The sequence below is a fragment of the Actinomadura sp. NPDC048955 genome (assembly GCF_040649435.1).
GTDB lineage: Bacteria > Actinomycetota > Actinomycetes > Streptosporangiales > Streptosporangiaceae > Spirillospora > Spirillospora luteofluorescens.
On the sequence record NZ_JBEZJI010000083.1, the window covers coordinates 18,564 to 31,817 of the forward strand.

Sequence of the window (13,254 nt, forward strand, 5' to 3'; positions counted from 1 at the left end):
CGGGGGCCGCACACGGCCGCTCGCCTCTTGGGGGGCGGGCGGCCGACGCCTAGGGCGCCGGAGCCGGACGGCCCAGCGCGTTCCTCAAGGCTTCGGTGAGGCGGTGGACGTCGGCCTCGGTGGTGCGCCAGTTGCTGAAGGCGGCGCGGAGCGCGGGGACCCCGGCATGCGTGGTAGGGGTGAGAAACGCCTCGTCCTTCAGGTCGGCGGCCAGGTCGGCGAGCCGCTCGGCGGTGGGGTCCTCGGCCAGCGTGAAGCACACGACGTTCAGGCGGACCGGGGCCAGCAGGCGCAGTCCGGGGATCGCCTCGACGGCCCGTCCGAGGGCGTGTGCGCAGGCGGTGTTCCGCTGGACGATCTCGCGGTGCCCGTCCCGTCCGTAGGCCCGCAAGGTGAACCAGGCGGCGAGGGCGCGCAGGCGGCGGGAGTTCTCCGGGGTGAGGTGGACGGGGTCGGGCGTCTCGCCGAGCGGGCCGAGATAGGCGGCGGCGTTCTGGAACACCCGGGTCTGGAGGCGCCGGTGGCGGGTGAACTGCACGGCGCTGTCGTACGGGACGTTCAGCCATTTGTGCAGGTCGACGCAGATGGAGTCGGCGGCGTCGAGTCCGGTGACCAGGTCCGCGTGGTCCGGCGACAGCGCCGCGAAGGCGCCGAAGGCGGCGTCGACGTGCAGCCAGAACTCGTGGCGTTCGCGCAGGGCGGCGATGGCGCGGAGGTCGTCGAAGTCGACCGTGTTGACCGTGCCGGCGTTGGCGACCACGATCGCCGGGCCGTCCGCCCCGGCCAGCGCCCGCTCCAGCGCCTCGGGGTCGACCGCCTCCCGGCCGGGCAGAACCGGCACCTGGACCAGCGAGGCGCGGCCGAGACCGAGGAGGGACAGGCCCTTCCCGATGCTCGAATGCGGGCTGCCGGACAGGACGCGCACCCGCCCCAGCGCCGCCGCGCCCTCCTGCGCCACGGTGACGCCCCTGCGTTCGCCGAGCCATTCGCGGGCGATGGCCAGGCCCACCGTGTTGGACATGGTCGCGCCGCTGACGAACGCCCCCTCGTGCGCGGCGCCGAGACCGAACAGCTCGCGCAGCCAGCCGACCGTCCGGCGTTCGAGCTCCGGGCCCGCGCCGTCGAGCGCCGACGTGGGGTTCTGGTCGGCGGCCGCTGTCAGCCAGTCGCCCGCCAGCGCGGCCGGCGTGACGCCGCCCGTGACGAAGCCGAGGTAGCGGGGCCCGGCGCTGGCGGACAGCAGCGGAGCCCACTCGCGGGTGAACTCCGTGAGCGCCTCCGCCAACCCGGCGCCCTCCTCGGGGAGCGGTCCGGGGTCGGGCAGGCGCAGCGGCGGGACGACCGGCTGCTCGTGCAGGCGACCGAGGAGGTCGTTCGCACTCAGGCCGACCGTCCGCAGGAGATCTGGAAGCCGGGCGAGATCTGCGGCGAGGCGTGGATGCATGAGCGGAACGGTATCCAGGGCGGCGTCCCAGATCCCGATCCAATTTTGGCAAACTGGACCAGTGCGTACTACCGACCTCCAGTTGGCCTCAGCGCTGGGGGCGTGGCGAAGACCGGGCGTGGCGCTGGCGCGGGCGCTGGCCGACGCGGTCGGCGGCGCCGCCCTGGACGGCCGGTTGCGGGTCGGCTCCCCGCTTCCCGCCGAACGCCGTGCCGCCGCCGCGCTCGGCGTGAGCCGGGGGACCCTGACCGCGGCGCTGGACATCCTCCGCGACGAGGGATGGGTCGACACGCGCCACGGCAGCGGGAGCACGCTGCGTCTTCCGCCGGAGGCGGCGATGCGCCTCGCCCCGGTCTCGGCCGTCGGCGAGGACGGCGCCCTCGACCTGCGGAGCGCCGTGCCGGCCGCGCCCCACGCGGCGTACCAGCAGGCGCTGCTGAGAGCGGCCGGGCGTTCCGGCCCGATCCTGGCCGAAAGCGGAGAGACCGGCCCGGGGCTGCCGGAGCTGCGCTCACTGATCGCGGGCCGCTATACGGGGGAAGGGCTCGTCACGCGGCCGGAGCAGATACTGGTCACCTCGGGAGCGCGCGCGGCCCTCGCGCTGCTGACGGCGCATTTGCGTCCCCGGGCCGCGGCCGTGGAGATCCCCGCCTATCCCGCCGTGCTGGCCGGCTTCCGGGCCTCCGGAACCCGTCTGGCCGGCTTCCGGGTCGCCGCGGACGGCTGGGACCTGGACCAGCTCCACGACGCGTTCCGGGCCGCGGCGGGCGGGGCGGCCTACCTGGTCCCCGACTTCCAGAACCCGACCGGCGCGCTCATGCCGGACGCCGCCCGGCGCACCGTGGCCCGGCTCGCCGAACGGCACCGGGTGACCGTGGTGGCGGACGAGACCATGCGCGACATCGACCTGCGCGCAGAACCGTCGCCGCTCGAGCGGATACCCCGCTCCGTCCTCGTCGGATCGGCGGCCAAGACGATCTGGGGCGGCCTGCGGGTCGGCTGGATCCGCGGAACGGCCGCGCTGGTCGGCGAACTGGCCCGCCATCCGCTGTGCGAGCCGCTGTCCGCGGCGCCGACGCAGCAGCTGGTCGCCGCCGAACTCCTCCGCGACACGGCGCCGGTCCTGCACCACCGGCGGACGGCCCTGCGCCGGCAGCGCGACCACCTCAGCGGGCTGCTGGCCGGAGACAGCCGCTGGCGGTTCACGGTCCCGCCCGGAGGGCTCGCGCTCTGGTTGCGCCTGACCGACGTGCGATCCGACGTCGTCGCGGCCCAGGCAAGCGCGTACGGGCTCGAACTCTCACCCGGGCAGTCCTTCGCGGCCGACGCGACCTGCTCGCACCATCTGCGCCTCCCCTACACCTCGCCGATCACCACGCTGGACCGCGTCGCCGCCGTCCTGGACGCCGCGTGCGGCGGCCGGGGCCCGGGCCCGCGGGTCCCGGGCCCTGGCCCCGGCCGGTGAGAGGTCGCTCAGGTGGTCGTGCCGCTCACTTCTCCGCCTTCTCCGCGAGGGCGGTCAGGTCGGAGAGGATCTCGGACGCCATGACGGGGTGCAGCTCGCCGAACGTCAGCGGGGTGCCCCTGCTGGGCCAGAAGTCGGTGGGCTCCGTCGCGAGCCACACGTAGTCGAGGACCTGGTGGTCGCCGGTGGCGTCGAGCGCGCCGACCGCGAAGCCGGGATCGAGGTCGATGACGACGTACCGCCGGTCGGCGACGCGCCGATAGATCCACCGCTCGACGCCCGCGTCCAGCGGCGCGCCGCGCTCCCAGCCCAGCTTCACCAGGCCGAGGACGTCGCCGAAGGGCAGCTTGAGGCCCTCGAACCGCTCCAGCCTGCCGGAGCCGCGCTCCTGCTCGGTCAGCGCGTGCACGGGGCGGGCGAGCTGCGGGAACGGCTGCGTGATCTCGTAGTCGGCGAAGACCTCCGTCCAGGCCTTCACCGCGTCACCGAGGTCCAGCGGGTGGGCGACGCCGACGCGGGCCGTCCCGGGGAGGGCGAACACCTCGTCGCCGGCGTCGGCGAACGTCCGGTCCTCGGCGATGCGGAACGCGGCGGTCGTGCCGCCGTCCTCCGCCAGCCAGACCAGGCGGCGGGCGATGTGCCAGACGAGCGGGTGCCGGACGATGTACTCGCCGAACTCGGCGGGGGTCCAGCGGCGGCGGGTCACCATCGCCTGCTCCAGCCTGCGGAGCTGGTCGGCGGCGACGGTGCGGACGTCCTTCTTGAGCCCGGCGAACGCCTTGTGGGCGGCGGGCGCGAGTTCGGGGTCGTCCTTGGCGCCGGGCTTGGGGAGGGACGTGCGACGCTTGCCGTCCTCGTCGGCGACGAAGGGCTTGAGCTGCTCGTCGAACCGGACGAGGAACTTTCGCGGGCCGTAGTCGAGGGTCATGCCGCCCTCGGCGTCGAGGCCGAAGTCGGGGACGAGCCGGTCCGCGAGCTGCTCGGTGGTCAGGTCGAGCCGCTTCGCGACCTGCCGGATCCGCTCCTGCGCCTCCGCCTGGAGCCCCTTGAACTTCACCTTCTGGGCGATGCCGTGCAGGTGCATCAGCGCCGCGTCGGTGCCGATCTCGGCGAGCACGTCCAGGCCGTGGACGGCGTTCTTGTGCCCGCCCTCCCCCGGCCACGCCCGGATGACCGGGGTGAGGAGCCGGACGGTGTCGTCGTCGCCGGTGCGGCCGAGCTGCCGCAGGGCCCAGGCGTCCTTGGACGGCTTGCCGGCGTCGAGCCACTGCCGGAACAGCGCCCACCCGAACTCCGCGAGGGTGCCCGGCGCGAACGCCTCCGCCAGCTCCTCGACCCCGTAGGAGGTCGGGAGGGCGAGCATCCCGACCAGGTGATCGACCGCGTCCCGGGGCAGGGCACGGTCGCGGCCCCGCAGCAGCACCTGCGGGAGCGGGGTCGGATCCACCCATGCGCCGATGGCGGGAGCCTTGTCGAGGCCCGTCTCCACCGGCGGGGTGGACAGCAGGGTCCGGAGCGCCTCGGCGGCCTCCTCGCCGTGCGCGTCGCGGGCCGCGGCCACCACGCCGTCGAGGCCGCGCAGGTCCCGCACGTACCGCAGAGCGGTCTCGGCGCTCCGCCAGTCCTTGGGCTTGTCGCTGAGCGCCGCCGGGACCAGCAGGGGCACCGCGTCGAGCCCGTGACGGCCGAACCACTGGCGGGCGGGGACGAGGAGCGCGCCGCGCTTGACGAGACCTCCCGCCATGAACGTCGCCACGCCGCCGTCCAGGTACGGCATGAGCGGCGCGCAGCAATAGTCGGGGAACGCCTTGGCCGTCCGGATCGCCGACGGAAGGGCGTCGAGTTCGTAGCGGGCCGCGAGAGGCCGCATCCACACGTGGGCCCACCGGACGCCGTAGCCCTTCCAGCGGGGCATGAGGGGACGGATCAGCTCCTCCGGCCCGTACACCATCAGCGGCACGTTGCCGGAGTCGTGCCCCGCGGACGTGTAGGCCTCGACCAGCGCCTCCCAGTCGGGGTCGTCAGGCTTCTCGGTCTTCGGGTCCCACCGGAGCCACTCCTCCCGCTCGCCCTCCCGCCACACGAGCCGTGGCTCCGGGACGGTGAGGCCCGTGAGCACGGGGCGCCGGGGGTGCAGCCACGGCGGGTCGGCGAGCACGGCGGGCACCTCGTCGCGCGCCGCGTCCGGAACGCGGGCGGACGAGGCGGCGACGCGCCGGACGGCGGCGGCGACCTCCACCGGCAGGCGGGGCAGCGCCGCGGCGACCAGTTCGGGGTTGGCCTCGATGTGGGAGGCGAGCAGGGCGTCGGCGCCCGCGAGGGCGAGCAGCCGCAGCGCCCGCATCGGGAACCGGCGCGCGGCCTCCCCGAGGGCGGCCCGGACGTGCTTGTGGTCGATCCGGTCGAGCAGCGCCTGGAAGGCCTCGTCCGTCGGCAGGATCGCGACCGTCTCGTAGATGCGCTTGCGGTCGTCGGACTCCAGGTACTGGCCGTCCGCCTGGGCGAGCAGGAAGGGCAGGACGCCGGGTCCGATGCCGTCGGCCATGCTGGCCAGCACGGCCCGGGTCGCCTGGCCCCAGTGCAGGCCGCGCGCCGGGTACGGCGCCGCGAGCTGCTCCGGCTTGCCGAGCGCCGGCATCACCACCCACAGGAGGTCGCGGCGGCGCGCCGGCTCGGCCGGGGCCGCGCAGCACTCGTCGACCCAGTCCTCGCGGCTCGGGGCGAGGTAGGACACCAGCCAGTTCGCGCACCACCCGGACCTGTGCGCCGCGAGACGCTCCACCGCGCCGGCGTGGTCGGCGTCGGAGGCGACGGCCAGCAGCCCGCGGACGCGCTTGGCCTCCTGCTCCGGGATCTGGAGGGCGTACTCGTCCGTGATGCGCTGTGCGCCGACGGAGGTGCCGAGCCAGGTGCCGCCGCCCTTCCGGACGGCCTTCGTCCGGCTCAGCTCGACCAGGGCGCACGCCGCGAACGCGACACCGTGCTCGGCGACCCACGCGTCGACGTACGCCCGGTGCACCTTGTCCGTGTCGTGGCCGCCCACGCCCATCGCGGTGACGGCCGCGACCACCGCCGCGCCCGCCGGATCGGGCCGCCCGTCCAGGTGCCCCCGCGCCGCCTCGGTCAGCTCGGGTTCGCCGGCGCCGCCCTGCAGCAGCGCCTCGACCACCCCGCGGCTCCGCTCCGCGAAGCCCTGGACGGCGCGCGCCGCCGCCGCCGGTCCGGCCACCTTGATCTTGGAACCGGGGGCGCCGCCGCGCCGCGCGTGCAGCGAACGCCGCCAGGCGTCCGGGATCACGAGGTCGTCCTCACCGGGGAGCTGATCTTCCATGCCGCACCACGGTAGAGGAGCACGCCGACAAATCCGTAGGATCCGGTGAATGGTCGACGCGGGGGACGTGCGGGCGTGGCGGCGCGGCGACGTCGTCCTCGACCTCTACGAGGTCCTCGACGTGGTGACCAGCGGGGGCATGGGGCTGGTCTACCGGGTGCTGCACCGCGGGTGGGGCGCCGAGCTGGCGATGAAGGTGCCCCGCCCCGAGCTGGTCGCGACGCAGGGAGGCCTGCGCGAGTTCGAGGACGAGGCGCAGACCTGGGTCGGGCTCGGCCTCCACCCGCACACGGTGAGCTGCGCGTACGTGCGCCGGCTCGGCCCGCTGCCCGGCGTGTTCGCCGAGTGGGTGGACGGGGGCAGCCTCGCGGAGGCGATCCGGGACGGCCGCCTGCGCGACCCCGACCCGCGGCGCGCGACGGGCCGGATCGTCGACGTCGCGATCCAGTTCGCGTGGGGGCTGGACCACGCGCACCGCGCCGGGCTCGTCCACCAGGACGTCAAGCCCGCCAACGTGATGCTCGCGCGGGACGGCACCGCCAAGGTGACCGACTTCGGGCTGGCGAAGGCGCGCGTCCGCGCGGGCGAGGACGGCGTGCCGCGCCCCGACGCCGACCCCCTGGTCAGCTTCGCCGGGCTGACCCCGGCGTACTGCTCCCCCGAGCAGGCGCTGGCCGCCGAGGACGGCCGGACGCCGCTGACGCGCGCGACCGACGTGTGGTCGTGGGCGCTCAGCGTCCTCGCGATGTTCACCGGGGGCCCGCCGGTCCGTTACGGCGCGCTGGGCGCGCGGGCGTTCGAGGAGTTCGCGGCGCGAGCACCGGGCCTGCCGCCCGCGCTGACCGCGCTGCTGCGCGCGTGCCTGCACCCCGATCCGGCCGCCCGCCCGGACCGCATGGACGAGCTGGCCGGCGAACTCGTCACCGTCTACGCGCAGGTCGCCGGGCATCCCTACCCCCGGGAGCGGCCCCGTCCCGCCACGCTGCTCGCCGACGGCCTGGCCAACCAGGCGCTGTCCATGCTGGACCTCGGGCATCCCGCGGAGGCGGAGGCGCTGTGGGAGCGGGCGCTGCGGACCGACCCGCACAACCCGCACGCCGTGTTCGGCCGGGGCCTGCACCGCTGGCGCGCGGGGCGGCTGACCGACGTCGAGCTCGCCGGCGAGCTGCAGGCGGTCCGCGCGACGCACGGCGGCGACTGGATCGGCGACCATCTGCTCGGGCTCGTGCATCTGGAGCGCGGCGAGCCCGCCGAGGCGGCGGCGTTCCTGGAGGCGGCGGTCCGGCGGGCGCCGGGCGCGCCCGAGCCCGCCGCGGCGCTGGAACGCGCCCGACGGCTGCGGGCGCCGGGTCCGCCGGTCGTCTTGGAAGGGCACACGGGCGGCCTCGGCGCCATCGCGCTCGGCCCCGGCGCGGCGACGGCGGTGAGCGGTGGGCGGGACGGCTCCTCCGCTCCCGCGCCCGGCTCCGACGGCGGCACCGTCCGGATCTGGGACCTCGCCGCCGGCCGCTGCGTGCACGCGGTGCCGGCGCATCAGGGCGGATCCGCCGGCGGGGTGAGCGCCCTCGCGCTGAGCCCGTGCGGCCGGTTCGTCGCCTCGGGCGGCGGGGACGGGTCCCTCCTGCTGTGGGACGTCCGGGCGGGGCGCGTCCTGCACCGGTTCGAGGAGCACCCTGGCCGGATCGCCTCGCTCGCCTTCTCCGGGGACGGCTCGCTGCTGGTCTCGGCCACCGAGGGCGGGGGCGTCCGGGTGTGGGCGACGCTCGGCGGGCGGTCCGTGCACACCCTCCAGAGCGAGCAGGACCTCGGCCGCGGCTACGACACGTCCGTCGCCGTGACGGGAGACGGAGCGCACGTCGTGAAGTGGGAGCCCACCACGAGGCGGCTTCGCGTCTGGGACACCGGCACCGGAAACCTGGTGCGCACGATGCCGCTGCCGGGCGCGACCGTCGCGCTCGGCCCCGGCGGGCGCGTCGCGCTGGCGGTGTCCGACACGGGACAGCGGCTGGTGGACCCCGTGGCGGGCCTCGCGCTGCGGACGGTCCGCTTCCCCGCCGGCCGGGGCGGGCGGTTCGCGGTCAGCGGCGACGGGGCTTGGGCGCTGACGGCCGGCCTCCAGCTGTGGGACCTGGACGGCGGCCGCTGCCTGCGCACGCTGCCGGGCGACGGCGGTTCCCTGGTCGCGCCCGTGCTGAGCGGCGACGGGCGGCACGCGCTCACCGCGGCGGGACGGACCGTCCACGCCTGGCGGCTCGGACCCGCGGGGCCGCGTGCGCCGTGGAGCCACGCCCGGCCGCGCGCGGCGGCGGAACTCGCGCGCGAGGCGGACACCGCCGGACTCGCGCTCGCCCGCGCCCGCGGTCACGCCGAACGCGGCGACTGGGCACGGGCCGCGGCGGAGATCCGCGCCGCGCGGAACGTTCCCGGCCACGAGCGCAACCGCGAGCTGCTCGACCTGTGGCGGGCAGCCGGACGGCACGGCCGGCCCACGGCGGTGACGGGCGCCTGGGAGGTCCGGTCCCTGCCGGACACCGAGCGCCGCGTGGTGAGCGGGAGCGTGCTGAGCGGCGGCGGCGTCCTCGCGCTGCGGTTCGGCGGCTGGTCCCTCGTGTGGCTGGTGGACATCGAGACCGGCGAGCGTCTGCACGCCCTCCAGGTCGGCGGGACGTCCCTCGGAGCCATGGCCTTCTCGCCCGACGGATCCCGGCTGCTGACGGGCGCCGGCGACGGGAAGGTCCGGGTGTGGGACGTGGCGTCCGGCGCCTGCGTCCACGTGTTCGGCGGGCACCGCGCCGAGGTCGGGGCGCTGGCGGTGAGCCAGGACGGCCGGCTCGCCGCGTCCGGCGACGAGCACGGCGTGGTCCGCGTCTGGGACCTGGCCAGGGGCAGGCGAAGAAACGTCCTCAAGGGCCACGGTGGGATCGTCTTCACGGTCGCCTTCGGGTCCGGCGGCCGGACCCTCCTCGTGGGCGACGGGCAGCGGGTCGTGACGCTGTGGGAGCTCGACGGGGAGCGCCGGCACATCCTCCCCGGCCGGACGCCCGCCGCCATGAGCGCCGACGGCCGCACCGTCGTGTCGTGCGGGCACACGGTCGGGACGCTCTGGACGGCGGACGGAACGACCGGTGAGGGCAGCGGCTACGTCCCCGGCCCGTCCGAGGAGCTCGCGTCGATCGAGGTCGGCGCGGACGGCGGCCTCGCCGCCGCGCTCGGCCCCGGGCACGCACTGCGGGTCTTCGACGTGCGCGCCGGGCGCCTGCTGCACCGCCTGTCGGACTCGGCCACCTGCCTCGCGCCCGCCGCCGGCGGCAGGTTCGCGGTCTCCGGGGAGTCCGACGGGACGCTGCGCGTGTGGGACGTCCCGGCCGGCCGCTGCCTGCACTCCTTCGGCGCGCACACCGCCGCGATCGAATGGGCCGGGCTCAGCGCCGACCTTCGTGTCGCGATCACGCGAACCCGGGACCAGGGAACGCGCGTCTGGGAACTCGACTGGGACTACGCATTCTGAAGGGAACGCATCATGCTCCTCAGCTGTTCGGGGTGGGCCTGCTCGCGCCTCATCTCGGTGTCCAAGGTGCCGGGCGGCAACCCGGTGGCGCGGCAGGACCCCGATGGCTTCGCCGCCGAGTTCATGATCTGCGACTTCTGCGGGAGCAACTTCTGCGACCGGTGCCACGCGTCCCGCTCGCGGCTCCGCGCGCCGCGCTGCGCGTCCTGCGGGGGCAAGCTCGTCCCCGGCGCGCGGCTGGAGCAGATGAGCGGCCGCGCCCGCCCGGCCGCGGCCGAGCACCACGACCGGGGCGTGCGCGACATCGAGTCCGGGCGCCTCGGCGACGCCGTGCGGGAGCTGGACGAGGCCGTCCGCCTCCGCCCCGAGTACACCGCCGCGCACCGCGCGCGCGGCATCGCCCTCTCCGGGACGGGACGGCACGCCGAGGCCCTGGCCGCGTTCGAACGGGCGCTCCAGCTCGATCCGTCCGACGTGGTGTCCCACTTCGAGCGGGCACGGACGCTCCTGGCGGCGGAGCGCGCCGCCGACGCGGTCGCGGCCTACGACCGGGCGATCGCCCTGCGGCCGGACTACCCCGCGCCGCAGATCAACCGGGCGATCATCCTCATGGACGCCGGGCGGGACGCCGAGGCCCTGGCCGCCGTGGACCGCGCCATCACCCTCCTCGCGTCGGGCGGCGCCGTCGGCGCGGGCCGCTACGACCTCGCGAGCGCGCACAGCGTGAAGGGCGCGGCGCTCGTCAAGCTCGGCCGGTACGAGGAGGCCCTGCCCGCCATCGACTACGCCATCGACAACGGCCCGGACTCCTGGAACGACCACTACAACAAGTCGTACGCGCTGGAGCGCCTGGGCCGCATCGCGGAGTCGGAGACGGCTCGCGGCATAGCCGACTCCCTCCGCCGCACCTGAGGGGTGTGGGAGGCGTCCCCGCAAGAGACACCCCTGAGCGGTTCGGCCGCCCGAATCCGCAGGTGGAACGATGGGAGGCCGGACCGCGAGGAAGGGGCGCGCATGGAGATCGGGGACGGGACGCTGGCCGTGGGCGCCGGGCGGCCGGAGGCGGAGAACTTCGCCCCGGCCCTGCCCGGGCCCGTGTTCGCGGCGCACTACCACCTGGCCGGGGAGGCGAGCGGGCCCTACACCTACGGGCGCGAGTCCAACCCGACGTGGACGCTGCTGGAGCGGGCGATCGGCGAGCTGGAGGGCGGGGCGGAGGCCGTCGCGTTCTCCTCGGGGATGGCGGCGGTCGCGGCCGTGCTGCTGTCGCAGGTCCGGTCCGGCGACGTCGTGGTCCTGCCCGACGACTGCTATCACACGACCCGGGCGTTGAGGGAGCGCCTGGAGTCGTACGGGGCGGTGGTCCGCATGGGCCCGACCGCCGGCGACGCCCAGATCGGGCTGCTGGAGGGGGCGCGGCTGGTCTGGCTCGAAACCCCGTCGAACCCGGACCTGGACGTGTGCGACGTCCGGCGGGTCGCCGAGGCCGCGCACCGGGAGGGCGCGCTCGTGGCGGTGGACAACACCCTCGCCACCCCGCTCGGGCAGCGCCCGCTGGACCTCGGGGCCGACTTCTCCGTCGCCAGCGACACCAAGGCGCTGACCGGGCACGGGGACCTGCTGCTCGGGCATGTCGCGACCCGCGACCCGGGCCTGGCGGAAGCGGTCCGGGTCTGGCGCAGGACCGTGGGCGCGATCCCCGGGCCGATGGAGGCGTGGCTTGCGCACCGGTCGCTCGCCACGCTCCAGCTGAGGCTGGACCGGCAGGCGGCCAACGCGCTGGCCGTGGCCGAGGCGCTGCGCGGGCATCCGCACGTGTCCGGGCTCAGGTATCCGGGATTGAAGGACGACCCGTCCCACGCGGTCGCGGCCCGGCAGATGCGCCGGTTCGGCTGCGTCGTGTCGTTCGCGCTGAGGGACGAGGCGGCCGCCGAGCGGTTCCTCGGCTCGCTGCGGCTCGTCATGCAGGCCACCAGCTTCGGCAGCGTGCACAGCTCCGCCGAGCGGCGCGCCCGGTGGGGCGGCGACGCCGTCCCGCCCGGCTTCGTGCGCTTCTCGGCCGGCGTCGAGGACACCGGCGACCTCGTCGCGGACGTCCTGCGGGCGCTGGCGGCGGTCGGGTAGCGCGAAAACCGGGTGATCGGCGCGGGCGGCCGGCGCTACCGTGGCCGCCCATGAACGACGCGCGGGCACTTCTGGAAAGCGGCGACATCGCCGGACTGATCCGGCATCTGCGGTTCAACGCCGAGGCGATGGAGCCGGGCGAGGTCGCGCGGCTGATGGAGGGCGCGGCGGCACTGTCGGGCTTCGACGACATGCGCGAGGCGGCCGCGGCGCTGGCCGCCCGGCAGGAGCCGCAGCAGCTCTACGACTTCGGCTTCGCCTGCGTCGAGCGCGGCGTCGCCTTCCTGGCGATCCCGGCGCTGAGGCGCGCCCTGGAGATGATGCCGGACGAGCCCGTCCTGCTCATGGAGCTCGTGTCGGCGCTGGAACGCGAGAACCGGCACGCCGAGGCCGTCACGGCCCTGGAACCGCGCGTGGACGCGCTGGACCCGTGGCCCGCCCGGTACCTGCTGGCCTACAACGCGCTGTTCTCCGGGGACCTCGACCGCGCGGCCCGCGAGGCGGCGCGGCTGCCCGCGCCGGACGGGGACTGGGCCCCGGCCCGCGACCGGCTCGCGCGGATGCTCGCGCGGGCGCGGGCCGCCGGCCCGCTCGACTCCCGGGACCTGCGGGGCTGGCACTTCGCGCTGGGCGGTGGCGTCCTCGCGACGATCTCGCCGTACGGGTTCGACGAGGGCATGACGGGCCGCTACGCCTACACCTCCGACAGCTTCGCCCTGTGCAGGCGGACCCTCGACCGGCTGCGGCTGGTCCTGGACGCGGCGGGGCGGCGTCCCGCGTCGGTGGGCCTGCTGCCCGACCGGTCGAGCCGCGTCCTGGGGCTGGCGGCGGCACGACTGCTCGGGCTGCCCGCCGAGCCGTTCGACCCGGGCCGCGCCGGCGCGCTCGTGGTCGCCTACGACCTGAACGAGACGGACGCGGACGGCCTGCGGGAGCGGGCCGAGGGGCAGGTGCTGTTCGAGCACGCGTCCTGCTGGACCGACCCGCCCGTGGTGAGCGCCGACGTCGCCGGATTCCTGCACCAGGTCGCGGTGGCGCCCTGGGGCGAGCAGCTGCGGGTCACGCCCGGCGGGGAGACCCAGACCGCCCCGCCCGACGAGCGCCCCGAGGAGGAGCTGGCCGCCGAGATCGTCGCCGCCGAGCCCCTGCCGGACGACGGCGACGACGGCGCGCCGCCGGACCCCGACGAGCGTCTGGCGGGCTTCGTCCGGACGGTCGCCGGCCACTGGCTCACCGGGCCGAGGGACATGGTGCGCTCCCCCGGCCCCGTGCCGAGCAGCCGCTTCGCCTAGGTGTGATGTCCAGGGAGGTTGGTCAGCCGGGTGATCGGTGGCTGGTCTCCGATGGCGGAGTGGGCGCGGTGGTGATTGTAGAAGTGGAGC

General features: G+C 75.9%; 7 protein-coding genes. 5 read left to right on the plus strand and 2 right to left on the minus strand.

Annotated elements, in window-relative coordinates; all coding sequences use genetic code 11:
• Positions 1 to 49 precede the first annotated feature (49 nt).
• Complete coding sequence (locus AB0C84_RS41765) at positions 50 to 1,444, minus strand: pyridoxal-dependent decarboxylase (protein WP_361077300.1); 1,395 nt, start codon at positions 1,442 to 1,444, stop codon at positions 50 to 52.
• Positions 1,445 to 1,505: 61 nt separating this feature from the next.
• Here AB0C84_RS41765 and AB0C84_RS41770 point away from each other — a divergent pair, with 61 nt between their 5' ends.
• Positions 1,506 to 2,909 (plus strand): PLP-dependent aminotransferase family protein, encoded by a 1,404-nt coding sequence (locus AB0C84_RS41770; protein WP_361077303.1) that lies wholly within the window; start codon positions 1,506 to 1,508, stop codon positions 2,907 to 2,909.
• Positions 2,910 to 2,934: 25 nt separating this feature from the next.
• Here the strand turns inward: AB0C84_RS41770 and AB0C84_RS41775 are convergent, their stop codons facing one another.
• On the minus strand, positions 2,935 to 6,240 hold the full coding sequence (locus AB0C84_RS41775; protein WP_361077306.1) for a DUF4132 domain-containing protein: 3,306 nt from the start codon (positions 6,238 to 6,240) through the stop codon (positions 2,935 to 2,937).
• A 49-nt stretch (positions 6,241 to 6,289) separates the two neighbouring features.
• On the opposite strand from AB0C84_RS41775, the gene AB0C84_RS41780 reads away from it, so the two are divergent.
• From AB0C84_RS41780 to AB0C84_RS41795, 4 genes are all read left to right on the plus strand, one after another.
• Entirely contained in the window at positions 6,290 to 9,748 is a 3,459-nt protein-coding gene (locus tag AB0C84_RS41780; protein WP_361077309.1) for a protein kinase, read from the plus strand.
• A gap of 12 nt (positions 9,749 to 9,760) precedes the next feature.
• Entirely contained in the window at positions 9,761 to 10,660 is a 900-nt protein-coding gene (locus AB0C84_RS41785; RefSeq protein WP_361077311.1) for a tetratricopeptide repeat protein, read from the plus strand.
• 102 nt (positions 10,661 to 10,762) lie between these two features.
• Complete coding sequence (locus tag AB0C84_RS41790) at positions 10,763 to 11,872, plus strand: cystathionine gamma-lyase (protein WP_361077314.1); 1,110 nt, start codon at positions 10,763 to 10,765, stop codon at positions 11,870 to 11,872.
• Positions 11,873 to 11,922: 50 nt separating this feature from the next.
• The gene (locus tag AB0C84_RS41795; protein ID WP_361077317.1) at positions 11,923 to 13,164 is read left to right on the plus strand and encodes a hypothetical protein; all 1,242 of its coding nucleotides are present in this window, start codon (positions 11,923 to 11,925) and stop codon (positions 13,162 to 13,164) included.
• Positions 13,165 to 13,254: the final 90 nt, after the last annotated feature.